We start from the raw sequence: 23,194 nt of genomic DNA, 5'->3' as shown, positions 1-23,194 counted from the left end.
CTTTAAAACGTAACAATTTCATCGTCTTTTAGATGTCCCACGGCTGGGCTTAATTCTGCATCTTCAAAAGCCGCATCAATGGCTTTGAATCTACCTGTGGTAACTTTTCGATAGTTAGGATGGGTATAGATATAAGTTTGTTTCGATTGAAGGGCTTCTATTACACGCTCTGCGAGCACGGAGGCAGCTATACCGGACTCAACCGCCTTAGTTGCCGCTTGAGCGCCTGCTTTGAGCTTATCTTTATCAATGCGCTTTTCAGCTGCCACTGCATACTTTTCCTGTCTATTTCTGTAAGACTCATGGATGCGAGTTTTTACAAATGCTGGGCACAATACCGAGGTATGAATACCAAAGGGTTTCAATTCTGGCACCCAACTTTCTGTCATAGATACCACCGCCGCTTTTGAAGCGCAATAAGCACCCGCATATGGCATTCCCATCATTCCCGCCATTGACGCTACGTTTAATACCCAGCCTCCTTCGCCGTGTTCTTTGATGGCTGGTACGCATGCTTGTGCGCCGTAAAGTACACCCATTACGTTAACATCCATAACCCAGCGCCAGGTTTCATGCTCTGAATCTTCAACTTTGCCCGGCGTGCCGCCCACACCAGCATTGTTAATAACCATGTGAACCTTGCCAAATTTCTCTTTAGCATTGGCAACTATATCTTCCCACTGAGAGAAGTCGGTTACATCTAGGGCGCAAGTCAGCACATCAAAACCTTGTTCGCGTAATCCTTTGCTTGATTCGGCTAACGCCACGTTATCAATATCGCCCATAACGATATTCATGCCCTGCTGTGCCAACGCTTCTGCTAACGCTAGCCCTATACCACCAGCGGCACCAGAAATTATGGCAGTTTTACCCGCAAATTCATTAGACATCCGACTCTCCTATTATTTTTGTAGTGCTTTAGGCTTATTGCGTAGACCTTCTCAACAAGCACGAAAGAAAGGTTTTTTCATTTAATTAACTAACGCTCAGGTTAGCCATTCAGCGCTTATAGAAACGAATAGACTAGGTGTAAACCAACGGGGAACATACTTTATTTGGCTAATTTGGAATGCTTCATGAAATTGATAGGGCGCGTAATGTTAGATAGGCTACGCAGGGCTAGATAGGCTGCTTAACGTTAGATAGGCTGTGTAACGTAAAAGGGTAACTATCAACAAAAGATATATAGAGTACACGAAGGCTGAGCTTTAAGAAGCAGTGGGGATAAGTTGGTAAAGAAAAAGGCAGCGTAATTACTGCCTTTCTTTCAAACCTTTTAGGTGATGCTGGCCTTCTTATTTTGCAGGCATCACATAAACTTCTCGAACACAGGCCGAATCATTTGCACTTAGCGCAAACAATACCGACTTTGCTATATCTGCTGGCTGAAGTTTATCTTCCTTAGGCTCGTCAAAAAATGGCGTATTGACCATGCCGGGGCAGATGGTGGTGCATCGTCCACCCCATTCACGCATTTCCTCGGCAAGATTTTGGCCGAAGCCATAGGCGAACCACTTGCTAGCACCGTAAACAGACCCCTTAAGGGCTACTCTTCCGGCTACAGAGCTAGTAATAATAAAATGCCCCCTCGTTTTTCGAAGAAAAGGTAAGCTTGCTTTAGCGGTATAGAGTAAACCGTTGACGTTAGCCCCTAACATGCCATCCCAGTCTTCTACATCGCCTTTTTCGATGCCGGCAGCTTTTGCGCCCCGCCCAGCGTTGGCAAATACGCCATCTAAACGACCAAAATGTTCATGCACTTGCTCGAAAGCGCGGTTCACTTCATCAATGTTACTCACATCAACTTTGACAGCGCGGGCATTGTCTTCGCCCAATTCGTTAACTAACTCTGTTAACTTATCTTCACTTCGCGCTAAAAGCGCAACTTTGTAACCTTCATCAACAAGTTGCTTTGCCGTTTCTTTGCCTATACCGCTAGAGGCACCAGTTATCGCAATAACCTTGTCGCTCGGTGTAGAATCTGTCATATCATCTCCCATTTTTAACTTATAGAAATTAGCGTAAGGCTACTTCTCTCACAGCTTCACACTGTGAAGAGCAGCTAAAGTCAGGAAAGACACTATGCAATCATCTTACTAATTTGGTCGACAAAGGCTGGGATATCATTAGGATTTCGGCTTGTAACTAACTTATCGTCAGTCACTACTTCTCTATCTACCCAATTCGCACCTGCGTTTTTCAAATCCGTTTGAATGCTAGGGAATGAGGTGAGGGTTGCGCCTTTCGCTAAACCCGATTCCACTAACAGCCAAGGGCCATGGCAAATTGCACCTACGGCTTTGATGCTATCAGTATTGTTTGCTTCTTTAATAAAGCTTACCGCGTCTTCGTTGGTACGAAGTACGTCTGGATTTATCTGACCGCCCGGAAGTACAAGAGCATCGTAATCATCAAGCTTGGCTGATGTAACCTGCAAGTCAACATTTACGTCTTTACCCCAGTCGTCTTCATCCCACGCTTTGATAGAGGTTTGATCTTCAATAGATAAAATATCAACTTGTGCGCCACGTTCTGTGAACATCTCTTTAGGTTGAACCAATTCACTTTGCTCAAAACCATTGGTTGCTAAAATAGCAATTTTTTTACCCTGAAGGTTTTGCGTGTTGCTCATACTTGTTACTCCTTTTGAACGTTCTATCGAATTCCCGAAGCCCTCCTAACGCCGAAACGATTAAACAGAGCTCCGCATGTCAATTTGTAAAAAGTAAACTGCAAATTACAAACCACCATCTTAAAAAACCAGTAAACTGTTATTTTATATGCATTTATTCATTAAAAGTTAAATTAAAACTTATTAAAGGCTTCACCAATTATTTGCACACTCCATGAATGATTTACAAAGAAGATTAAGCCGTCTTCTTCTTTTTGATGTATGAAAGAACACAAACGCGTACTTATCGAAAAAGATTCGAGGAACTATGAGCAAGGGACGATTCAGCCACGCAAAATCTGCATTCGAGCTTTCACTGAAAAGCTGGTGGAGCATAATAAAACGTATATTCACTAGCCTGCAAAAAGACAATATTCCCCTTATTTCGGCAGGTGTTGCTTTCTACTGTTTACTAGCAATATTCCCATTACTCGGTGCAACTATCGCCCTTTACGGTCTTATGGTTTCGCCACAAGAATTGCAAAACCATATGTCATTACTTGTTAACGTAGTGCCGGCTGATAGCCGATATATTATTGAAGAGCAGCTTACCAATTTAACCGAAAAATCGAGCACTGCTTTAGGTTGGGGCTTTCTATTTACCCTTTTGCTCTCACTTTGGAGCAGTAGCAAAGGCGCTAATGCACTTATTAAAGCCTGTAATATTACGTACAGTGAATCGGAAGGGCGAGGCTTTTTAAAAGGGATACTGGCTCGTGTGACCTGCACAATATTCATGATCTTAACTGTGATAGTCGCCCTAGCCTGCATTACCATTTTACCAGAAGCGATAGTCTGGATAACGGCAAAGGCTATTAGCGCAGAGCAAGCTACATGGATAACCTGGCCCATCATGCTTGGCTTGTTCAATCTAGCCTTATCAGCGTTGTACCGCTATGCACCACACCGCCGCGAAGCCCAATGGCGTTGGGTAACACCAGGGTCGCTATTTGCCACCATCTTGTGGCTAGTTGCATCCTATGGTTTCTCTTTCTACCTGAATGAGTTTGCAAGTTATAACAAAACCTATGGCTCTGTGGGCGGCATTATCATCTTGCTAATGTGGCTATACATTAGCGCTTATATCATTCTTATTGGCGCAGAGGTAAATTCGGCAATAGAGCTTCAAACAACGGCAGATAGTACCAAAGGCGAAGACAAGCCTATGGGCGAACGAAATGCTTTTGTGGCTGACCATACTCCAGATGACGTGAAACGTTAGCGGTTACAAATCAAGCATCGCGCGGTAATATTGGAGGTAAACTTTGTAAAACTATACCTCTATTCAGTTATTTTCATTCAGTGTTTTGTATATCTTTTACCTTACCCAATGTTGGGTAAATTCATAAAAGGAATTATACAATGCAAGAATTAAGTTTTACCGAAATAGAGAACGTTTCCGGCGGCTGTGAAGAGCACTGTTGGGGTGATTTTAGCTGGGGAGGCTTTTGGGCCTCAGTAGGTGCTGGCGCCATAGGTGGAGCAGCTGCTGGCTGGGGCGGCGCTGCCTTGGGCGGCTTATCAAGTGGTCTAGGTTACGCTGGTGGCAAAATAGGCGACAAAATGTCAGAACGCACGACAGAAGAATAAAAAACCGGAGGCGTTACGCCTCCGACTTTGGAGTTTTTCAATGAATATATCAATTTTACAAATAGCTAAATATATTGCCTACATGCTTTCGATAATTGTAGTAAGCGTATTTGCGTTAAATACACTTTCATCGTTTTTTCATCTTCATAAGCATGCTGAAATAGTTATTACGTCAATAGTCATTTTCGTTATAACGCTACTTTGTACTATCGTAGCGAAAAAGCTAAATGTCTTCCCCTCCCCTACAATTAAGCGCTAGTCTATAAACAACTTTACCTTTATCAACGTTATTTTTGGCTAACGCTTTCTAAACTTGGGTAGTTTTTCGCTGCTATTTTTCGCGGCTTTTTTCGCTAGCGCAATTCGTTTAATGTTAGCGTGTTTAAATGTTGCGCTTTGCGAATGCTCTGAACAGTAAACGGAAAACACACTTTCGCCATTTTTCTTCATCACCTCGCCATAATAACTGTTCACAATTCGCCCTGATCGGGGCGTTTAATTATAAGTATCGTCACTTAAAACGAGCTTATTCCATGCTATTTACCAAACCACCCAAGCGTGACTACTTCAACCCTGATCATATACATAAGCCCTTGTTTCGCGAGCGGCCACATTCGTCAAAGTCTCGCAGCCATACCTTATTAATACTTGTATCACTCCTGTGTTTCTTACTTGGCGTAGTGGTAAGCCCGTTAAGTCGCGCAGAGTCTGGTGAACTCATGATGCAGAGCGAAGATAGAGAGTCGACGCCAGCCTTATTACATTCAACTGACGTTGAGCTACAAGTTAATGGCATGATTGCCCATGTCACCTACTCTCAAACGTTTACCAATGATAGCGATGAATGGAAAAATGGTGTGTATACCTTTCCGCTCAATGAAAACGCGGCGATAAATAGCATGGAAATGCTTATTGGCGATAGGGTTATCCTGGGGAAAATAAAGCCAAAAGCACAAGCCCAAGAAGCGTTTGATGCAGCCAAAAAAGCAGGAAAGAAAGCCAGCTTAACGCAACAACAACGCCCAAACTTGTTCACTCAACATCTGGCAAACATCGCTCCGGGTGAAAAAATCACGGTTAAGCTACAGTACATACAGCAAGTTAACTATGACAATGGAGAATTTAGTTTTCACCTCCCCACAACCCTCACCCCACGCTACATACCGGGTATTCCCATCAAAGATTTAAGCGATACGGTTCTTTCTACACATGCTTTCGCTAACAGTGATAAAACTGAAATCGAAAGTAATCAAGCCCCGCAAAGTTCAGGTAACAACAGCAGCCGTTTAACTAGCAACAACACATTTATTTCAGGCTGGGCGCTACCTACAAATGAAGTCAGTGACGCCGATAAAATAACACCATTTATGGCGACAGCTCAGCCTGATAGTAATACGAATCAGCTTTCTTTCAATGCAACTATAAACGCAGGAGTGCCTCTTGATTCCATCAATAGCACTGGTCACAGACTTAACTGGCACTCTATAGAAAATGCTAGAAATCAATACCGCGCTTGGCTGGGCGATAAACAAGTAACCATGGATAAAGATGTGTGGTTGCGGTGGCGTCCATCGAAGGATTCTACCCCACAAGCAGCCTATTTCGCTGAAAATATAGATTCAGACCACTACGCGTTAGTCATGTTAACACCGCCTCAAGTTAACCCTGACGATCTTCAAGACTTTCCGCGGGACGTTACTTTTATCATAGATACCTCGGGTTCGATGGGCGGACGACCCATTCAAGATGCCAAAGCCGCGTTGAAACTAGCTATTGAAAGACTAGACACACAAGACAGGTTCAATATTGTGGCATTCAATACAAGCTACACAAAATTATTCAGCCAACCCGCGAATACCAAACCGCATAATATAAAAACTGCCCTGGCTTTTATCTCTGAACTGAACGCTAATGGCGGCACTGAAATGGCGGGCGCCCTTTATGAAGCCCTAAGCGCACAGCCAAAAGAAAACCACATTAAACAGATTGTATTTATCACTGATGGTGCCGTAGGCAATGAAGCTGCACTCTTTTCACTAATTCAACAACAGCTAGGTAGCGCAAGGCTTTTTACGGTAGGAATTGGTAGCGCACCTAACAGCTATTTTATGACCCGCGCAGCTCAATTCGGGCGAGGTAGTTACGTATTTATCGACAACCAAAATAACATTCAAAAAGAAATGCAGCGCTTGTTTAGCAAGCTAGAGAGCCCAGTGTTAAGCAATCTTTCTTTAACTCTACCTAAGAATATGTGGCATAGAGATGACATTGAAGTTTATCCAAAACGACTGCCTGATTTGTACGCTGGCGAGCCACTGCTCATTAATTTAAAGGTGCCCGACCTTGCCCCCGAAGACCACGAACATGGCAAAGATTTGGTTGAAAACACCGAAGACAACAGCCTGGTACTTGAAGGTACATTAACTGACAAAGACGGTAATACCCATAGATGGCAACGCAGTATAAAAGCTCGTTATTTAGCAGCTGAGCGCAATAATAATGTAAGCGACAATTCTGCTAATACTAAACCACCACGCTCAAATCAAAACAAAGGTATCGCTACCGCATGGGCACGTAAAAAAATAGCAGCGCTAATGGATGAAAAGGCTCTTGGTAGAGAAGAAAACGAGGTTAAAAACGACATTATTAACGTTGCCCTAACGCACAGCCTCATTACGGCATATACCAGCTTTGTTGCTATTGAAGAGGTCGTATCAAGACCTGAATCGGTAAACGTTTCATCGCAGAATATAAAAAACCTAATGCCGCAGGGTACACAAATGCGCGCCGTTAGCTATCCGCAAACTTCTGCTAATATTAACTTTTACCTCGCTATTGGTGCTCTTTCATCCCTCTTTTGGGTACTGCTTTACTCAAGTGCAATTCAGCGTTTTCTTTTAAGGCAATGCCGTATTTTCACAAAAGACAAAAGAGTAACGCACAATGGTTAAGCCCAAAGTACTCATAAGTGTATTGCTTGTTGCGGCTGTAACCTTTGGGTTTGGTAAAGCTGCGTGGATAACGATAAAAGCAGAGTTAGCCCAAGTGCTGATTGAAAAAGCTTGGGCAAAGACCTTACAAACGGGCGCTGAAGTTAAGCCTTGGCAATGGGCAGACACGTGGCCCGTCGGGCGATTAGTGCACCCTAAAAGCGATACTGACTTGTATATACTTGAAGGAGCTCAGGGTAATGCGTTGGCCTTTGGCCCAGGAAGACATATCAATGCAGGAGAGTTGGCCAGTGAAACCAGCGTTATTGGAGGCCACAAAGACACCCATTTCGCTTTTCTTGAAAAGGTAAATATTAATGATGCGCTACAACTTCAAACGTCTGATGGGATATGGCACCCCTATCGAATTTCAGCCAAGCGCATTGTGGATATAAAAAACCAAACGCTGAATGTTCAGCTCAATCAAAAAAGGCTGTTTTTAGTCACCTGTTACCCATTTCATACCATCGCCCAAGACAATAATTTAAGGTTAGTTGTCGAGCTTAAGCCTTCATAGAACCGAAGCTATGGGGTCAGTGTAGTTACTCTGACCCCACTTTCTTGATAAGCGCGGCTTTCTCGCTTTCGCTTAAAAACGCTATTGCTAAGGCGTTTTCTTGCGCTTGCTCAATATGAGAAGAAGTCAGGCCTGCTTGCTTGGCCGCTACATTAAATTCGTGATCTAGCTCTATACCTTGAACGGCGGGATCGTCGGTATTTAGGCAGGCTAATATGCCGTGATCTAAAAAGGTTTTTAGCGGGTGTTCTGGTAATGAAGTTACCGTATTGGTGAGTATGTTACTGGTTAAACAACTTTCTATGCCAATGCGCTTATCGCGCAAATAGTCCATTAGCTTACTATCATAAATAGCATTAACACCGTGACCTATTCGCGTAGCACCTAAATCATCTATAGCTTGCCAAATACTCTGAGGGCCCACCGCCTCACCCGCGTGCACTGTGATAGCTAACCCTTTTTGCCGCACCTGTTTAAAGTGCTCTACGAATAAGTTACCAGGAAAGCCTTTTTCATCGCCCGCTAAATCGATTGCAGTAATGTGCGTTTTACACGCCAGTATTGCATCTAACTCTTGCTTACATGCTTTCGCGCCATAAGAGCGCGACAATATCCCTATCAGGTTAACCTTAACATCGTGCTCTTGGGCTGCGCTTTTTACACCGTCTATAACCGCTTCAACCACACCTTGTGTAGGCAAACCGTGGCTTTCAGCCATAAAGTAAGGGCTAAAGCGCAGCTCTGCGTAATCAATGCCCTGTCTTGCCGCATCCTCAACGTTTTCAATAGCTACACGTCTACAAGCATCAAGATTGCCTAAAACTTTAACGCCCCACGTTAGCTTATTTAGAAACGATACCAAATCCGGCGCGATTTTCATTACTTGAACGTGCGGTCGCAACCCCTCTATCGAGTTAGCGGGCAGATCAATATTAAACTGCTGCCCAAGCTCAAGAATGGTTTGCGGACGCACATTGCCATCTAGGTGGCGGTGTAAATCTAGAAGCGGAAGTGTGTTATTAATCATGGGAATACGATTTAAATAAGAGCATTCTCAAGTATAACACCTGCCGCATTAAACCTCGCTTTCTACCCGAAAATAACTTTTTTATAGCGGGACAAAACTGTGCTTTTTTTGAAACGAAATTTGTTTTAAGTTTCATTCATCGTATCGACGCAATACTTGTCGATGCTTTTCGCAGTTTTTCAAAGCTACATTCTCTCAATTTCTGATGTGGCTTTGTACAAAAGCTGTTTTCCATTTAAGACTAACCGGTCACCTCCCCTTACAACGTAAATAACAGGAGCACAGATATGTGCGGAAAGTGTATAGAAGGCTGCTATTTAGCAGGCTGGCGTAATGGTGCGTATTCATTCGAACACATGCAAGAAGACCCCGAGTTTATGGGACTAGATGTGATGGCCGCCCATGGGTTTGTCGAAATAGTTTGTTCGCCAGGTACGTCAATTGAAGATATAAAAGCGCTCGGCCTAAATTCATCGCCAATGATGGCATGGGCCGGGTATGTTTATTCGGCAAGTTCGCCCCACGCTTCTATCGATTTGGCCTGCTACGACTGTTACCTAGAAAGCCAAAAAGCGAAACGTTATTCAACAAATAGTAAATGGGCGGAGCTTAATGCACGCTACCCAATCGTTGCACAATTTTTGGATAACTTAACGTTGCAGCACATCGGTAACCATTCGGATGCAGCTCTTCTAAACGAGATAGAGTCGTTCCTGCTTGCCATTCATGGTAATGGCTATTACACCTTTGAATTTGTGACATCGATGTTTGCTGATGAAGGTGTGTTCCCAATTGTTGAACTAAGTAAACACGCTAAACCTTCTTTATTTGTTGATCACGCACTTGAGATCTTTTTGCTTACTGAACACCTATTGCACTATCGGTCTTTAAGTTGGGCACTTAAAGCTGCACTCAGTGTTGACCTAACGTGCGATTTCGACAGCTATCACATGTCATGGCGCCGCTATACGGCAGATTGCGTTTTGCAAAATTTGAATATTGACGATATGCAAACGTTGGGAGGGACACTAGCGCTCAATACTATTCACGCGGTCTGTCAGCGCAATGTAGAAAATAAACCACTGCTTAAAGCACTATTGAACGTAGTAAAAGACTGTAAGGGCGATACCTACATTGAACCTAAAAAACTAGCTTCGCAAATCGCAACGCTACTTTCCGTTTGAGTGCTGGCGGCTTTTTAAGTGGTGGTGGCGATAGCTTATCAAGGCTCAAGGACTGCGCCTTGATAAGGCTTGCATGAGTCATTACATCTCTTTTTTAAGGGCTTTCGCTACCGATAATACCAGTTCTGCCGAGGGGCGAACTTTGTAATCTGGGTTCACATAACTAAATAAAACCTTCCCTTTTTTATCTAGCATAAAAATAGCAGGCGCTGGCAACACGCTTTTTCCGCTTTCATCTTTGGTTAAATCAATACCATAGGTTTTGTACTTTAATTCAGTCATGGTATCCACGTAGAACCCAACGCCGAATTCGCGGACCGTATCTAACTTATCGTCAGATAAAAGTGTAACCAAAAACTTAGTTTCAAGTTTTTGCTCTTGTAAACGCGCTGGTGATTCAGGAGAAATTGCCAATATCTGATACCCCATGTCCACTAAGTCTTTTTCAATATCTTTTAGCTGGGCAAGCTGTTCGTTGCAGTATGGGCACCACCCGCCACGATAAAAAAGTACAATACTGGGCTTTTGCATAGTCAGCGCTTGTAAGCTTACCGGTGATCCGTCAGCCATTTTAAGCGTTGTTTTAGGCGCAACTTGGCCATTAAGTAATGGCGTCACCGAATTAGCATCTTCAGCAATGGTTCCGCGCTCTAAAGCATGTACATTTGATGTACCCGCAATACAGGCAAATACCATAGCTGCCATAGCGACGAGTCTTTTCATTAATCCTTCTCCAAATTTATATTCTTATTGTGGCTTGTTTACTGTTTTAGTTATTCGCGCTTCGCGCGATGCCCAGGAACATGACCGAGAAGGTTTGTTTAAAATTTCATTACCCATGAAAATAAACGCGTACTCAGCTGTGATATAGGCCTCTTAGCTACAGCAGGCAACGCATTTTACTGGTAATATAGCGTCAAAATTTGCTGTAGCGTTTGTTCGCATGGCACTCGAGGTTTTTCGAAATCCTTAATAAAAACAAAGCAGGATCACCATGGCTCTTAAAGCGACCATTTTTAAAGCTGACATATCAATAACAGATATGGATCGTAACTACTACAACGATCACAACCTTACTATTGCCCGGCATCCATCTGAGAATGACGAGCGCATGATGCTGCGTATTATCGCCTTTATTGTTAATGCGCATGAGCGCTTACAGTTCACCAAAGGGCTGTCTGACGATGAAGTGCCTGATTTGTGGCAGAAGAGCTTTAGCGATGAAGTCGAATTGTGGATTGAGTTAGGTCAACCGTCAGAACAGCGTATCAAAAAGGGCTGTAATCAAAGTCAACAGATGATGATTTATTCATACGCTGACAATAGCTTTGATGCCTGGTGGAAGAAAGAGCAAAACAAGTTACAGACAAGAAAGAACCTATCAATTTTTACTTTGCCAGAGCCGCTAGCTGCTACGTTGGCGAAAGCAGTTCATCGCTCTATGCAAATACAGGTTACCATTCAAGACGGGCAAGTTTGGTTAACCATTGAAGGTGCCGATGTCACCGAAAGCGTTGAAGTAGCTATCGAGAAACACCTGTAATGAAAAAGCTCTCTGCAGTTCAGCTTAAACAACAAGCACTGGTTTTCAGTATAGCCGATAGCTTAGAAGCACAAGGAATTGAAGAACTTGAAGGTATGCAGCAGTGTTGGTTCGACGTTCAATATCATCAATTCCCAGGTTCTTTACTGCTAAGATTTCAGTTCGAAAATGAAGAGACACTGTCACGGGCCGAGCCTGAATTAAAAAAATGGCAGCGACGATTAAGCGCAGCGCTACTTAAAAAAGGTGTAGTTTTGAAAGACATGCGTCGACATCTTGTGTTTACTACGCAAGGCCCAGAAGAATAACCCGCGTAGTACATCACAAAACAGCATCTTGCGACGCACTTATTTTCTATAGATCGCACTTTTTTTGTTATAAACCTTTCATTTTTCCACATAAAGTCTACTTACACTTTACTAGATAAGTAGGCTAGACTGAGTTGGTTGAATATCCAGCTTGCCAAACATTAATATTAAATGGCTAGTAACCCTTAGCCTTATGCTGCATGTTCGAACACCATGTTGACCGGTTATAAAAATAGCCACTATCCCAGTAAAAGGAGCTTCATAATGAAAACTAAAGCAATGGCGTTAGCACTACTACTGTCTTTAATGGGCTGTACAGAGTCTAGCGAAGAAACAAAAAGCGAAGTAAGCAAAGAGATGGAAAAAGCAGGCGAGACTACTTCTGAAGCCTATGAAGAGGCCAAAGAAGGCGCGGCAGATTCTTGGGATGAAACCAAAGACGCGACATCTGATGCCTACGAAGACGGTAAAAAAATGGCTTCTGATGCCTATGAAGATGGCAAAGAAATGGCTTCAGACGCATACGAAGACGGCAAAGATATGGCCTCTGACGCGTACGACGCAACTGCTGAAAAAGCAGGTGAGTATAAAGATGCAGCAGCGAAGAAAGCACATGAAGCTTGCGTGAAAATGAAAGAGCAAATGGGCGGCGACGTTAGCGAATGCGACGATTAAGTTAATCGCCCTATAAAAAATAGAGAGCGAGCCTTCGGGTTCGCTTTTTTGTTGGCATTTAATTTAGCTAAAAATAAAGATGCTGTTTGTAGCTAAGGCTAATCGCAACCCGCTAAAATCACAGAATCAGACGTTATTGTTAAGGGGGCAACCCTTAGTAACGTGTTAATGCCTAAAATGTTGTTTCCTTTCGGAAGCACAGCGACCTCCACCGGCCCGACTTCACAAGTGTTACCAATTCGAACAGAATTTAACTGATACTGTGATATCTTGACGATCTTTCCGTTCGCCATCCTTGCTGCCGAGGTTCGAGTGACAAGCAGCTTTTGGTTGCGTGTTAAAGCATCGAAGGTGGCTTGATTTAGGGTCAGCAGACTTGAACCCGTATCCAATAAAAATGAGGCATTTACATTCGATTCCAAGGTTGCCTCTAAATAAAGCGTGCCTCCTTTGCTTTGTGAAAGTGGAATACTTTGTTCTATCGCCGACACTGTCGATGCAAAAGCGAACAATAAAGTTGATAGCGCCAGTGACGGCACCTTGAATTTTAACTTCATCGCAAGTGTACCTTGTGCCGATTCTAAATAGGTATTAGGTGACAGCAAGATAAAGACCAAAAACTAAGTGATTGATTTAGACTGCAGTCTTTAAAACTACGCAGTTCCATAGCACCAGAACGGTGCAGCCACTCATTTTTCCTGCACTATGGTTAACCATCTAATTTCTATCATGGCCCGTCGTCACTAAACTCGTTCGCGGTCTTCTTGATTGTTAAAACTTCTTGTAAGCCGCCAGGTGATAGCAAATGACTATCACCAATCGCCATTGTTTAGAACTTTTTTGGTCATACAATATACTAAAGTAGCAATTCAATAAGAGGACACAACATGAAATTACGCTATGTATTGGGTTCATTAATTACCGCGGTTTCACTTGGCGTTTCTGCAAATGCAGCACAGGCAATGTCTGCATTAAGCGATGAAACTGTAGATGTGCAAGTTGTCGATTACTCTGGCAAGCCACCGTTCAAACGCAAAATCGTAAGCTTGTCGGTTAACGATGTTGCACAATTGGAATCGGTAGGGCAAGACGCCATCGAGTATGTAGAAGTGAAAGACGTCATTATGCGTGGTAAGCCACCATATCGTAGAGTGACGAAAATGATGCCAGTTTACGACGTAGCTCAGCTTGAAATACTCGAAGAACAAGCTGACACACAAAAACGAGGCACGCGCCCGCCGTTCAAACGTCACTAATAGACATTTGCAGTACCCAACCTATTGCACCAAAGCGATCCACTTTTGCCTGAGTGAATCGCTTTTTTATTGTGCATACGTAATCACGTGACCTGTTATTTTGCTCTGTACTACAACATTCGTTTTGCCTGTTTTGTTTTTAATAACGCTTCAGAAGCGATAAAGTAATAGAAAACAAATAAGAGACAGTAAATGCAGCCTCACGACCATTCACCACTCAATGATTTTATTGAATACCCTGAAGAGCAAATGCTAGCTCGCAGCAAAGAATTTTTGAAAACCATGCAGCGTCGCCACAGCATTCGACACTTTAGCGACCGCCCCGTTGAAAAAGCAGTAATTGAAAACTGTATTTTGACCGCTGGCACTGCACCTAGTGGAGCGAATCATCAGCCTTGGCATTTTGCCGCAATACAGTCGCCCGAAGTAAAACAACAAATACGCGAACAGGCTGAAGCCCATGAGCGCGGTTTTTATAATGGGCGTGCTGGGCAACAGTGGCTAGATGACCTCAAGCCGTTAGGCACTGATGCAAGTAAACCTTATCTGGAAACAGCGCCTTGGCTTATAGCCGTATTCAGTCAAAAATTTGGTGAAACAGAAACTGGTGAAAAAAGCCAAAACTACTATGTGCACGAATCAGTGGGTATCGCCGTGGGCATGCTTATTACCTCACTTCACAACGCAGGTTTAGCAACCTTGACCCATACGCCAAAACCTATGAACTTTCTAACCGACGTGTGCCAACGACCAGACAACGAGCGCGCTTACATGCTCATTATTGCGGGCTACCCAGCAGATAATGCCACCATTCCGGCTCACGCCAAGAGTAAGAAGTCGCTTAGCGAGATTGCGAGTTTTCTATAGAACAAGCGCACACATTTGGCTTGTGCGCACACACTAATAACAGTGTTTAAGCAGCACAGCTTTAGCGAACAATAGATTTGTAAAGCTTTGCTGTGCCGTTCCCCCTCTTTTTCATCTTATCCATTAGAAAGCACGTGATAACAAACCATGTGGGCCGAATACTATTAACGACATAGACATGAGAAATGCAGCACTTATAATGCGTTCTCGTTATTAAGGGCTGCGACCTTTTCTTTACGAATTTCGGTCATCCATATTTAACAGCCCTCGGAGCTTGTACCCTCATGTCATCGCGTCACGCATTTTCACCGCAACTTCCTTTTCTACTGTTAAGTCTATTAACAGGGTTAACCTCGTCTTTTGTTACGCCACTGATGAGCTATTTTCTGATTGACGAGATAAATGTTGAGCCTATATATATCAGTATTTATATGGTTTCCGTGACGTTATCAGGCTTGGTGATAAGTCAATATTTAGGTCACTTGGCTGACAAAGGTTTTAACGCGAATCGCCTTTACGGACTAACCATGGTTTGCGTTGGCATTGCCATGGTCGCGTTTATATTCAGCGAACAATTTTGGCACGTGTTTTTAGCAGGCGTTTTGTTTATGTCGGTAGGTGCCGGGGCTGTATCTCAAATGTTGACTGTGTCGGGGCTATGGGCAAAAAACCAAGACATCGATGTAGCCGCATTTAATTCGAAGGTGCGAGCGGCCATCTCTCTTGCTTGGGTGGTAGGTCCACCACTGGCATTTACCCTGGTAGCAAACTTTGGCTTCGCCGCGTCTTTTTCAGTGGCTATCGTTTGCGTAATTGTTGCCACGCTATTTGTCGTTAACGTAGTACCGCCTCAAAAAGCCAGTCAACAGTCACTTAACACTTCGCTAAAAGGCTCACTTTCTCTGCCTTTTTGGCTGGTTGGTTTGGCCATACTTGCCGGAATGGCAGGTAACGTTATGTATTTATCTTCAATGCCTTTGTACGTTATGAATGAGCTAGGGCTAGCGGAAAATTTGCCAGGGCTAATGATGGGCGTGGTAGCCGCGCTTGAAATACCTACTATGCTGCTAGCGGCAAAGTTAGCGCGACGCTTTCCTCCTGCTGGAATTATGGCGGTGGCATTTATTTTTGGTTGTTGCTTTTACGTCGGCGTATATTTCTCTCAATCGAGTTGGGAGCTGTTAACACTTCAAATACTGAATGCCCTATTCTACGGTTTATATGCTGGCATTGGGTTGACCTTACTGCAACAACAAGCGCCTGATTTGACTGGTTTCACTTCAGCGTTTTATTCAAATGCCACCCGAGTAGGTATGATGCTAGGCACCATTGGCGCGGGCACCGTGGCACAATTTTTTAGCTTCAGAGATGCCACTATCGGTTCGCTCTGTATCGCCATATTTGGCCTAAGCGTGATGCTGGTATTTATGTTTGTAAAGCGTCGAGTACATCGCTGAAGGCTATCTAGCCTCATTGATTGGGTTACACGCAAAACCCAGTCAAAGTGCGATACCGCTCAATACGCAATGTAGCTTCAGTCGATAGCACCTTATCTGTAGGAAAAAAGTGACCGTTCGAGATCACTTTGCCTGACACTGGCTACACCAATAGAGACGTCGCCCATTATACGTCTGTCGCTTTATTGGAGTGGCGCAGACTCTACAAGGCTGCTCTTCCCTGTCGAACACCATAAACCGCGTGCCTTCGAAGTTGACGCCTTTTGCTTCAAGCACTTCGCGTAGTTCTGTGTACACGGTATAACCACCAGTTTCATAGCTGCGTTTGCATATGGCTAAGGTGTGATGCGATAAGCTGCGCAGCTGCTCATCATCTAATTGAGAGGGTTTGAGGGATGGGTGAACGCCTGCTGCAAATAGGATTTCGCTGCGAAGGTAATTCCCCAGTCCTGCCATAAAGCGCTGATCTAGGTATAAACCGCTAAGTGACCGGTTATAGAATGCTTTTGAACGTAGTCTTTCTAACACCAGCTCTTCTGTTACCGAATCGTTGAGTACATCAGGCCCAACCCGCTGCAAAAAAGGATGTTCATGAATGGTTTGTGTTGGCCAAATACTAATGTCGGACGCGCTATACAAAATAGCACTATGTGTTTCGGTATGAAGCCCTACTCTTAACTGACGTTTAGTATCAGGCATTTCATTGCGTTTGCAGGTATGCCACACACCATAAAGCTGATTGTGTGAATACATAGAAAGCCCATTGCTAAAATGGGTGATTAGCGCCTTACCACGGGTTTCCATACGCAAGACTTTTTCGCCTTCCAGCTGCTTAGCATAGGGTTTAAGCTGCGCTAACCCAAACTCTACTTTTTCAAAGGGTGTATCTTTAATTGCTGCTTCGACTTTGTCTGCAGCACGACGAATTTCTGGACCTTCAGGCATGTTGCTTTTTTAATACCTTTTACTAGTTTTTACATCACTTTAGGCAGGCTTTTATTATCCTTTCATACAGTAAGTACTGAATACAAAAAGGGCCCGGTGACCTTTAATGTACCTTTAAACCGTGGCTTATACATCAAAGATCAACGAGCCCTTCTACTTTAATCTATTAAATTAAAGCATGGCGCTTTAAAGCTTAGGCATCAGTCGCCTTTATTAGGCACAATTAGATATTTCGTACCTGTCTTTTTCGCATTATACAAAGCCACATTCTCTGGCTGTAACGCTTCTTCGAGGCTTAACTCTTTGCTGTACGATGAAGCAAAGGTAGTGTTAATTTCCGTAGCTACTTTTTGATATAACTCGCCTACGCGTTTCTTATCAAGCTTGCCTAAGAAGCGCATTAATAACCAACCACCAATACTCCACGTCATACCGTAAGCGCGGTTTAAGATTGTCGGAGAGAAATCTAAACCGCCGTAGATATACACTTGCTTATTGCTGTCAGAGCCATAAGTGTTGAAGCCTTTTGCATCTTTACTACCCGACGCTTCCATCATGGTAAGGATATCGCTAACTAGCTCACCGCCGCCAATGGCGTCGAACGCAAGTGTAGCGCCAGTGCTGTCGATAGCCTGGTAAAGTTCAGCTTTGAAATTCTCACTGCTGGAATCAAGCACAATTTTCGCGCCAATACCTTTAAGTAGGTCTACCTGCTCTTGGCTACGAACGATATTGACCAGCTCTACGCCTTCCTCTAAACAAATTTTGTTTAGCATTTGCCCAAGGTTAGACGCCGCTGCAGTGTGAACCAAGGCTTTGTGCCCTTCCATACGCATGGTTTCAACCATACCAAGTGCAGTAAGCGGGTTAACAAATGAAGACGCAGCTTGTTGCGGCGTAGTGCTATCCATATGAGGTAAACACGCCTGTACGGGTACACACGCATACTCTGTATACGCTGCGCCGGTAAGTATAGATACGGTCTTGCCCATCAAAGCCTGCGCTTCAGGGCTATCACCCGCGGCAACTACTGTACCTGCGCCTTCATTTCCAATAGGTAAAGTTTGGTCAAGACGTGACTTAATACGGCTTAGCAAAGGCTTGTGTACCGGCGCAACCAATGCGTTCTTATCAGCATCGAAAGTGGCTTTATCAAGGCTTGCTGGTCCAAACATAGGCCACATATCTGACGGGTTTATTGGAGAGGCTTCCATGCGCACAATAACTTCGTGCGGCTTCGGCTCGGGAACATCTACCTCTTTTAGCGATACCTGAAGCTCACCTTCTGATGTAATTAGCGTAAATAGTTGTTTAGATTTATTCATATTGACTCTTGTGCCCTAAAAATTAAACGCTCTATGTACTGTTAAGCTAACACGCCACCACTATCAGCAGTATTTATATTTCGAATACATATGCGTTTCGATGGTTTATACACCCGATAATCTAGATGATTTATACTGCAAAGCGAATATCGACTTGTAATAGTGAATAAAAAATGAAAAGACACTGTATATACCTCTTTCTAGGACTTATCGGCATAAGCAATGTGGCGTTTGGTAAAGCTGCACCTTTGGTCTCAATTCCTACCCAGGACGCGTTTTTTAACTCAATAAAAGCGCACTGCGGAAAAGCGTTTCAAGGAAAAGTGAGTAAAGATAATGTAGGTAATACCTTCGGTGACGCAGAACTTGTTATGCACATACGAAAGTGTACAGACTCAGAAATTCAGATACCTTTTCATGTGGGTGAAGACGCGTCCCGCACCTGGATATTAACAAAGACTGGCGCTGGTCTTATGTTAAAACACGACCACAGAAATAAAGACGGCAGTTTCCATTCTTCAACCATGTATGGCGGGCATACTGTAGATGAAGGGTACGTGCAAGTTCAATCATTTCCCGCAGACGCCTACTCAAAAGCATTATTTATAGAATCTGGGATAGCAGCATCCACCGATAACGTGTGGCAAATGATGATTTATCCCAACCGCTTTAGCTACCGATTGATTCGCCCAGCGCGCGAAGTCCAGGTTGATTTCGTTCTAGATAACACGGTCCCCGTTCCCAGTACGCCCTGGGGCTACAAAGATTGACTGAGGCTGAAACTGGACTCGGGTATCGTTGCGTTTATTACCACAACACCATATAACAAGTTTTAGATTTCTTCTTTATCTTGTCCCAACATACGACTAGATAGAAATAGTTAGACCTAAATCATCAACTACTTGGATAAAAAGAATGTCTTCTGACCCCAATATTTTACAACAGCTTTTTGGTTTCTCAGCGTTTCGCGAGGGGCAAAAAGAGGCGGTGGATTCTCTACTTAGTGGGCATTCAACGTTAGCGATTTTTCCGACGGGTTCGGGTAAATCTTTGTGTTACCAGTTCGTCGCTACGCAGCTGCCACATTTAACGTTGGTGGTTTCTCCATTACTGGCGCTAATGAAAGATCAGCTGGAATTTTTGCATAGCAAAGGCATTGCAGCAGCTAGCATCGATTCCACGTTAACACCTGAGCAAAACAAACAAGTGATGAACGATGTGCGTTCAGGTAAGTGTAAAATTTTAATGGTGTCAGTGGAGCGTTTTAAGAACGAGCGCTTTAGGCAGTTTATTGAATCCGTTCAGGTCAGTATGCTTGTGGTTGATGAAGCGCACTGTATTTCTGAGTGGGGCCATAACTTTCGCCCTGATTATCTTAAGCTTCCCGCCTACCAAAAAGAGCTTAATATCCCGCTGGTATTGCTACTTACAGCAACGGCCACTAAAAAAGTAAAAGAAGATATGTCGGCCCGCTTTGATATCGCGCCGAACAATATTATTCAAACGGGGTTTTATAGACCTAACTTAAATTTATATGTGCGGCCCGTTCTCGAAGCCCACAAAAACCAAGTGCTGGTTGAAGAAATTCAAAAACAACAAGGTGCTGGGATTGTTTACGTTACATTACAAAATAGCGCAGAGGAAGTAGCGCGCTTTTTGCAGCAGCAAGGATTTGCTGCGAAGGCCTACCACGCTGGCCTCGACAGTAAAATAAGGCAGGGTATCCAACAAGACTTCATGAGCAATAAGATTCAAGTTGTTGTAGCTACTATTGCCTTTGGTATGGGCATAGATAAATCAGATATTCGTTTTGTAATTCATTACGACTTGCCCAAGTCTATCGAAAACTACAGCCAAGAAATTGGCAGGGGCGGACGGGATGGAGAAACAGCAAACTGTACCGTACTCGCGAACCTAGATGGGCTTGTCACCATAGAAAACTTTGTTTACGGCGACACGCCAGATAAAAGCGCTATTGAACGCGTGCTTAACGACATTAAGTCGCAAGCCCCAGCAATGGAAAAAAGAGTAACGCATGATAGAGAAAAGAAAGATGCTGCTAACCCAATTAGCCCATCAGTTAGCAATGAAGCTAGCGTTTACCAGTGGGAAACACAGATAAATAGTTTGTCGAGTGCGAGTAATATCCGTCAGCTTCCGCTTAAAACTCTGTTAGTACAACTTGAACTGGCTAACGTTATTCGCCCTTTGTATGCCTATTTTGCAGAATACAAATTCCGCTTCATTACAAATAAAGCCACTATATTAAGCCTGTTTTCAGAAGAGCGTGCGCGGTTTTTAGACGCCGTATTTACATATTCAAATATGAAGAAAGTCTGGGGTGTCGTCGATTTTGACAGTATTTATCAGCACTACGGTGCAGAGCGTTCTAGAGTTGTGGCGGCCTTGGAATACTTGCACGAGTACAATCATATAGAACTCACATCGCGCTTAATTACAGATGTGTACCGTGTTAATAACGATCTACTCCATGCTAGAGATTTGGCAACCCAACTAGCCCACTATTTTGCGGAGAACGAGCGTAAAGAGGTCGAGCGCATCGCCGCACTTGTAAGCTTTTTCGAACAAGACACCTGCTTAAGCCACAACTTGTCTGCATATTTTGATGATACTCAAGCGCCGAAGACGTGCGGACATTGCAGTGTATGTACGGGCGATGTGGCAAAGCTTAGCTATTCATCACCAATATCAACACCAGATAGTGAACAAATATCTGCAGCTATGACAGCGCTGAAAACACATTTAAGCGGTAAGTTTGAAGGCACTATTACCCCTTCTATTTATTGTCGCTTTCTAACTGGCATGACAATGCCTTTATTTAGCCGCTTAAAAATAAGACAAGTGAAAGGATTTGGCAGTTTTGAACACTGCCGATATGCAGACGTATTAGAAGAAGTGAACACGGTTCTATGCCAGTGACTGTTAGAACCGTCTGTTGAGACCCAAGAACGGGCCAGCCTTAAAATAAACCTGTGCCAGTTACTAAAAACGGGCAAATCCCGCTAACTATATGCCGCTTACTTTATGCCGCTTACTATAACCCGGTTACATGAGCTATGTTTACTACCGGTTTAGCGAAACTTTAAGCTAATGCCTATTACGCTTTATAACGGCGAATCACGCCATATTATCAATTTGTTTTAAGATACTGCCGAAAGCACGGCTTCCAACACTTTGAATCTGTTTATCAAAGTAAAGACTTCCTAAAAGAAAAAGAGTAATGTGCCCTTTCGAGCGCCAAGTAACATGCGTTTTTCCACCTTCTTCTTTCAGTGTTATTTCACCTAACTGATGATCGTATGGCAAAGGCTTCGACTTCACCACTTTGTAGCCTAATTTATGAGGCGGCTCGTAAGCCACTATCTCTTCGTGAAGGTTCGAGCCCCCAGAAATAATCTCACGTACGGCACCCAGCCCATTTGTCTCATGTTTACCTTTAACCAGTAAATTAGACTGCTCAATAGCTTTGAACTGCGCATAGTTAGCATGGTCACTTAATACGGAAAAAACCTCTTCAATAGGTTTATTTATGGTTCGCTCTACATGAATTGAGAACACGCTTTAATCCTTTTTATACATTCTTATTAGCGATATTTTTCGATAATAGCCTAAACGCAATCAAACGTTTACTTAATATAATTTATTAGTCTTGGGCTAACTTGTGAATATAGCAAAAACCTTAATTCTATTTTATAGTGGGAAAAACAACAGTGTCGTAGACGGTATAGGAAGTATGGACACCAATAAAAAGGGATCACTTGTTGTGGTCGGCACAGGCATTAGCGTTGCAGGCCAAATGACCCTTGCCGCTAGAAGCCATATTGAAAATGCCGACATTGTCTTCATGGGTATCATGAACAAAGTTGGCGAGTACGCGGTAACTACGCTTAACCCAAATAGTGTATCGCTAGACGACCTTTATGAAGAAGGAAAATCCCGCGCCCTCACCTATTCTCAAATGGCCGATAGAATTGTAGAGTCTGTAGTAGAAGGCAATAAAGTTTGCGTTGCTTTTTATGGTCATCCCGGTGTTTTTGTTACTCCCTCTCATGAAGCTGTCCGCCGTGTCCAGGATATGAACTTAGAGGCCAAAATGTTGCCCGGTGTATCGGCAGAAGACTGCTTAATTGCCGATTTAGGCATAGACCCCTCACGCTTTGGCTGCCAGTCTTACGAAGCCACCCAATTTCTGTTTCGCGATTACCGCATCGACCCACATATGACTCAAATAATCTGGCAAATTGGTTTAGCCGGAGAAGCCACATTAAGCGTATTAGATGCAAGTCATAGTCAATCAGGGCTAGCCATGTTGGCAGATATATTGGCGGAGCATTATCCAGCGGATCACGAACTTATCATTTATGAAGCGGCGACACTGCCACTTTGCGAACCCAAAATAGAGAAAGTACTGCTTCGTGAACTCGAATTCGCAACACCCACTTTAATCTCTACTCTCGTTGTTCCTTCAAAAGGAATGCCAGCGTATAGACAGGACCGATTAGCAAAGCTAGGCCTAACAGAAAAACAAGTGACTAACTATAGAAACCCAACTGTAAATTAAAAAGGATAATAAAAATGGCAAAATCTATTCAAGATTTCATGGTTGAACTAGACACCAACAGCAAGCTAATGGACGCCTACAAGAGCGACCCTGTTGCAACAGCAAAGAAATACGGCTTGTCTGCCGATGAAGTAAAAATTATTGCAGATCAAAACTGGGACGAGCTATCTAAGCGCTTTGACGATACCAGTAAGACGATTCGTGTTGTTAGCTACTAACGACCAATAAACGAATTATGAAGCGTTATGCCTTGTATA

General features: G+C 43.5%; 25 protein-coding genes. 15 read left to right on the top strand and 10 right to left on the bottom strand.

Features of this window, described 5'->3' with window-relative positions; all coding sequences use genetic code 11:
• Positions 1-2: 2 nt before the first annotated feature.
• The 3 genes from ACYTPF_RS06595 to ACYTPF_RS06585 all read right to left on the bottom strand — a co-directional run bounded on the left by ACYTPF_RS06595 (position 3) and on the right by ACYTPF_RS06585 (position 2,632).
• Positions 3-890 carry an SDR family NAD(P)-dependent oxidoreductase gene (locus ACYTPF_RS06595; protein ID WP_461851626.1) on the bottom strand — a complete coding sequence of 296 codons (888 nt, stop codon included), beginning with the start codon at positions 888-890 and terminating at the stop codon, positions 3-5.
• A gap of 405 nt (positions 891-1,295) precedes the next feature.
• Entirely contained in the window at positions 1,296-1,988 is a 693-nt protein-coding gene (locus ACYTPF_RS06590; RefSeq protein ID WP_461851625.1) for an SDR family oxidoreductase, read from the bottom strand.
• Positions 1,989-2,080: 92 nt separating this feature from the next.
• Positions 2,081-2,632, bottom strand: coding sequence for a type 1 glutamine amidotransferase domain-containing protein (locus ACYTPF_RS06585; RefSeq protein WP_461851624.1), 552 nt, complete (start codon positions 2,630-2,632; stop codon positions 2,081-2,083).
• A gap of 307 nt (positions 2,633-2,939) precedes the next feature.
• Between ACYTPF_RS06585 and ACYTPF_RS06580 the strand changes: the two genes are divergently transcribed.
• Positions 2,940-3,893: a YihY/virulence factor BrkB family protein gene (locus tag ACYTPF_RS06580; RefSeq protein ID WP_179984185.1), complete on the top strand. Its 954-nt coding sequence runs from the start codon at positions 2,940-2,942 to the stop codon at positions 3,891-3,893.
• A gap of 140 nt (positions 3,894-4,033) precedes the next feature.
• Positions 4,034-4,261, top strand: coding sequence for a hypothetical protein (locus tag ACYTPF_RS06575; protein WP_461851623.1), 228 nt, complete (start codon positions 4,034-4,036; stop codon positions 4,259-4,261).
• Between the two features lie 297 nt (positions 4,262-4,558).
• Here ACYTPF_RS06575 and ACYTPF_RS06570 read toward each other — a convergent pair whose 3' ends face one another.
• A complete protein-coding gene (locus ACYTPF_RS06570; protein WP_461851622.1) occupies positions 4,559-4,735 on the bottom strand; it encodes a hypothetical protein in 177 nt (58 codons plus the stop codon).
• A 59-nt stretch (positions 4,736-4,794) separates the two neighbouring features.
• Between ACYTPF_RS06570 and ACYTPF_RS06565 the strand changes: the two genes are divergently transcribed.
• Positions 4,795-7,212 carry a marine proteobacterial sortase target protein gene (locus ACYTPF_RS06565; protein ID WP_461851621.1) on the top strand — a complete coding sequence of 806 codons (2,418 nt, stop codon included), beginning with the start codon at positions 4,795-4,797 and terminating at the stop codon, positions 7,210-7,212.
• The gene (locus ACYTPF_RS06560) at positions 7,205-7,768 is read left to right on the top strand and encodes a class GN sortase (protein WP_461851620.1); all 564 of its coding nucleotides are present in this window, start codon (positions 7,205-7,207) and stop codon (positions 7,766-7,768) included. The genes ACYTPF_RS06565 and ACYTPF_RS06560 overlap by 8 nt, the downstream gene beginning before the upstream one ends.
• A gap of 25 nt (positions 7,769-7,793) precedes the next feature.
• Here ACYTPF_RS06560 and add read toward each other — a convergent pair whose 3' ends face one another.
• Positions 7,794-8,795 (bottom strand): adenosine deaminase, encoded by a 1,002-nt coding sequence (gene add / locus ACYTPF_RS06555; protein WP_461851619.1) that lies wholly within the window; start codon positions 8,793-8,795, stop codon positions 7,794-7,796.
• A gap of 287 nt (positions 8,796-9,082) precedes the next feature.
• On the opposite strand from add, the gene ACYTPF_RS06550 reads away from it, so the two are divergent.
• Positions 9,083-9,979, top strand: coding sequence for a hypothetical protein (locus ACYTPF_RS06550; RefSeq protein ID WP_461851618.1), 897 nt, complete (start codon positions 9,083-9,085; stop codon positions 9,977-9,979).
• A gap of 81 nt (positions 9,980-10,060) precedes the next feature.
• On the opposite strand, the gene ACYTPF_RS06545 is transcribed toward ACYTPF_RS06550, so the two are convergent.
• Positions 10,061-10,702: a peroxiredoxin-like family protein gene (locus ACYTPF_RS06545; protein ID WP_461851617.1), complete on the bottom strand. Its 642-nt coding sequence runs from the start codon at positions 10,700-10,702 to the stop codon at positions 10,061-10,063.
• A 271-nt stretch (positions 10,703-10,973) separates the two neighbouring features.
• On the opposite strand from ACYTPF_RS06545, the gene ACYTPF_RS06540 reads away from it, so the two are divergent.
• The 3 genes from ACYTPF_RS06540 to ACYTPF_RS06530 all read left to right on the top strand — a co-directional run bounded on the left by ACYTPF_RS06540 (position 10,974) and on the right by ACYTPF_RS06530 (position 12,505).
• Positions 10,974-11,522 carry a YaeQ family protein gene (locus tag ACYTPF_RS06540; protein ID WP_179984191.1) on the top strand — a complete coding sequence of 183 codons (549 nt, stop codon included), beginning with the start codon at positions 10,974-10,976 and terminating at the stop codon, positions 11,520-11,522.
• Positions 11,522-11,830, top strand: coding sequence for a hypothetical protein (locus tag ACYTPF_RS06535; protein ID WP_179984192.1), 309 nt, complete (start codon positions 11,522-11,524; stop codon positions 11,828-11,830). Before ACYTPF_RS06540 ends, ACYTPF_RS06535 begins: the two co-directional genes overlap by 1 nt.
• 264 nt (positions 11,831-12,094) lie before the next feature.
• Positions 12,095-12,505 carry a hypothetical protein gene (locus tag ACYTPF_RS06530; protein ID WP_269916897.1) on the top strand — a complete coding sequence of 137 codons (411 nt, stop codon included), beginning with the start codon at positions 12,095-12,097 and terminating at the stop codon, positions 12,503-12,505.
• 98 nt (positions 12,506-12,603) lie between these two features.
• On the opposite strand, the gene ACYTPF_RS06525 is transcribed toward ACYTPF_RS06530, so the two are convergent.
• Positions 12,604-13,062, bottom strand: coding sequence for an aspartyl protease family protein (locus ACYTPF_RS06525; RefSeq protein ID WP_461851616.1), 459 nt, complete (start codon positions 13,060-13,062; stop codon positions 12,604-12,606).
• Between the two features lie 330 nt (positions 13,063-13,392).
• On the opposite strand from ACYTPF_RS06525, the gene ACYTPF_RS06520 reads away from it, so the two are divergent.
• The 3 genes from ACYTPF_RS06520 to ACYTPF_RS06510 all read left to right on the top strand — a co-directional run bounded on the left by ACYTPF_RS06520 (position 13,393) and on the right by ACYTPF_RS06510 (position 16,085).
• Positions 13,393-13,761 (top strand): hypothetical protein, encoded by a 369-nt coding sequence (locus tag ACYTPF_RS06520; RefSeq protein WP_461851615.1) that lies wholly within the window; start codon positions 13,393-13,395, stop codon positions 13,759-13,761.
• Positions 13,762-13,953: 192 nt separating this feature from the next.
• Positions 13,954-14,628 carry a nitroreductase family protein gene (locus tag ACYTPF_RS06515; RefSeq protein ID WP_461851614.1) on the top strand — a complete coding sequence of 225 codons (675 nt, stop codon included), beginning with the start codon at positions 13,954-13,956 and terminating at the stop codon, positions 14,626-14,628.
• A gap of 284 nt (positions 14,629-14,912) precedes the next feature.
• Positions 14,913-16,085 carry a sugar efflux transporter gene (locus ACYTPF_RS06510; RefSeq protein ID WP_461851613.1) on the top strand — a complete coding sequence of 391 codons (1,173 nt, stop codon included), beginning with the start codon at positions 14,913-14,915 and terminating at the stop codon, positions 16,083-16,085.
• Positions 16,086-16,208: 123 nt separating this feature from the next.
• On the opposite strand, the gene nei is transcribed toward ACYTPF_RS06510, so the two are convergent.
• Positions 16,209-17,030, bottom strand: coding sequence for an endonuclease VIII (gene nei / locus ACYTPF_RS06505; protein WP_461851612.1), 822 nt, complete (start codon positions 17,028-17,030; stop codon positions 16,209-16,211).
• Positions 17,031-17,230: 200 nt separating this feature from the next.
• Positions 17,231-18,355: a zinc-binding dehydrogenase gene (locus ACYTPF_RS06500; protein ID WP_461851611.1), complete on the bottom strand. Its 1,125-nt coding sequence runs from the start codon at positions 18,353-18,355 to the stop codon at positions 17,231-17,233.
• Positions 18,356-18,528: 173 nt separating this feature from the next.
• Here ACYTPF_RS06500 and ACYTPF_RS06495 point away from each other — a divergent pair, with 173 nt between their 5' ends.
• Positions 18,529-19,125 (top strand): hypothetical protein, encoded by a 597-nt coding sequence (locus ACYTPF_RS06495; RefSeq protein ID WP_461851610.1) that lies wholly within the window; start codon positions 18,529-18,531, stop codon positions 19,123-19,125.
• Between the two features lie 145 nt (positions 19,126-19,270).
• Complete coding sequence (locus tag ACYTPF_RS06490; RefSeq protein ID WP_461851609.1) at positions 19,271-21,295, top strand: RecQ family ATP-dependent DNA helicase; 2,025 nt, start codon at positions 19,271-19,273, stop codon at positions 21,293-21,295.
• Positions 21,296-21,493: 198 nt separating this feature from the next.
• On the opposite strand, the gene ACYTPF_RS06485 is transcribed toward ACYTPF_RS06490, so the two are convergent.
• Positions 21,494-21,934, bottom strand: coding sequence for an SRPBCC family protein (locus ACYTPF_RS06485; RefSeq protein ID WP_461851608.1), 441 nt, complete (start codon positions 21,932-21,934; stop codon positions 21,494-21,496).
• Positions 21,935-22,109: 175 nt separating this feature from the next.
• On the opposite strand from ACYTPF_RS06485, the gene ACYTPF_RS06480 reads away from it, so the two are divergent.
• The gene (locus ACYTPF_RS06480) at positions 22,110-22,937 is read left to right on the top strand and encodes an SAM-dependent methyltransferase (RefSeq protein WP_461851607.1); all 828 of its coding nucleotides are present in this window, start codon (positions 22,110-22,112) and stop codon (positions 22,935-22,937) included.
• Positions 22,938-22,951: 14 nt separating this feature from the next.
• On the top strand, positions 22,952-23,155 hold the full coding sequence (locus ACYTPF_RS06475) for a hypothetical protein (protein WP_179984203.1): 204 nt from the start codon (positions 22,952-22,954) through the stop codon (positions 23,153-23,155).
• The last annotated feature ends 39 nt before the right edge of the window (positions 23,156-23,194 follow it).

It is taken from the genome of Alteromonas sp. HB246098 (assembly GCF_054890645.1).
Note: the sequence above shows the minus strand (reverse complement) of the source record. Positions and strands in the feature narration are given on the sequence as shown.

Bases quoted from the DNA above. Each gene is read 5' to 3' on its own strand.
- ACYTPF_RS06595 (WP_461851626.1), bottom strand. From the start codon at position 890: ATGTCTAATGAATTTGCGGGTAAAACTGCCATAATTTCTGGTGCCGCT.
- ACYTPF_RS06590 (WP_461851625.1), bottom strand. From the start codon at position 1,988: ATGACAGATTCTACACCGAGCGACAAGGTTATTGCGATAACTGGTGCC.
- ACYTPF_RS06585 (WP_461851624.1), bottom strand. From the start codon at position 2,632: ATGAGCAACACGCAAAACCTTCAGGGTAAAAAAATTGCTATTTTAGCA.
- ACYTPF_RS06580 (WP_179984185.1), top strand. From the start codon at position 2,940: ATGAGCAAGGGACGATTCAGCCACGCAAAATCTGCATTCGAGCTTTCA.
- ACYTPF_RS06575 (WP_461851623.1), top strand. From the start codon at position 4,034: ATGCAAGAATTAAGTTTTACCGAAATAGAGAACGTTTCCGGCGGCTGT.
- ACYTPF_RS06565 (WP_461851621.1), top strand. From the start codon at position 4,795: ATGCTATTTACCAAACCACCCAAGCGTGACTACTTCAACCCTGATCAT.
- ACYTPF_RS06560 (WP_461851620.1), top strand. From the start codon at position 7,205: ATGGTTAAGCCCAAAGTACTCATAAGTGTATTGCTTGTTGCGGCTGTA.
- add (WP_461851619.1), bottom strand. From the start codon at position 8,795: ATGATTAATAACACACTTCCGCTTCTAGATTTACACCGCCACCTAGAT.
- ACYTPF_RS06550 (WP_461851618.1), top strand. From the start codon at position 9,083: ATGTGCGGAAAGTGTATAGAAGGCTGCTATTTAGCAGGCTGGCGTAAT.
- ACYTPF_RS06545 (WP_461851617.1), bottom strand. From the start codon at position 10,702: ATGAAAAGACTCGTCGCTATGGCAGCTATGGTATTTGCCTGTATTGCG.
- ACYTPF_RS06540 (WP_179984191.1), top strand. From the start codon at position 10,974: ATGGCTCTTAAAGCGACCATTTTTAAAGCTGACATATCAATAACAGAT.
- ACYTPF_RS06535 (WP_179984192.1), top strand. From the start codon at position 11,522: ATGAAAAAGCTCTCTGCAGTTCAGCTTAAACAACAAGCACTGGTTTTC.
- ACYTPF_RS06530 (WP_269916897.1), top strand. From the start codon at position 12,095: ATGAAAACTAAAGCAATGGCGTTAGCACTACTACTGTCTTTAATGGGC.
- ACYTPF_RS06525 (WP_461851616.1), bottom strand. From the start codon at position 13,062: ATGAAGTTAAAATTCAAGGTGCCGTCACTGGCGCTATCAACTTTATTG.
- ACYTPF_RS06520 (WP_461851615.1), top strand. From the start codon at position 13,393: ATGAAATTACGCTATGTATTGGGTTCATTAATTACCGCGGTTTCACTT.
- ACYTPF_RS06515 (WP_461851614.1), top strand. From the start codon at position 13,954: ATGCAGCCTCACGACCATTCACCACTCAATGATTTTATTGAATACCCT.
- ACYTPF_RS06510 (WP_461851613.1), top strand. From the start codon at position 14,913: ATGTCATCGCGTCACGCATTTTCACCGCAACTTCCTTTTCTACTGTTA.
- nei (WP_461851612.1), bottom strand. From the start codon at position 17,030: ATGCCTGAAGGTCCAGAAATTCGTCGTGCTGCAGACAAAGTCGAAGCA.
- ACYTPF_RS06500 (WP_461851611.1), bottom strand. From the start codon at position 18,355: ATGAATAAATCTAAACAACTATTTACGCTAATTACATCAGAAGGTGAG.
- ACYTPF_RS06495 (WP_461851610.1), top strand. From the start codon at position 18,529: ATGAAAAGACACTGTATATACCTCTTTCTAGGACTTATCGGCATAAGC.
- ACYTPF_RS06490 (WP_461851609.1), top strand. From the start codon at position 19,271: ATGTCTTCTGACCCCAATATTTTACAACAGCTTTTTGGTTTCTCAGCG.
- ACYTPF_RS06480 (WP_461851607.1), top strand. From the start codon at position 22,110: ATGGACACCAATAAAAAGGGATCACTTGTTGTGGTCGGCACAGGCATT.
- ACYTPF_RS06475 (WP_179984203.1), top strand. From the start codon at position 22,952: ATGGCAAAATCTATTCAAGATTTCATGGTTGAACTAGACACCAACAGC.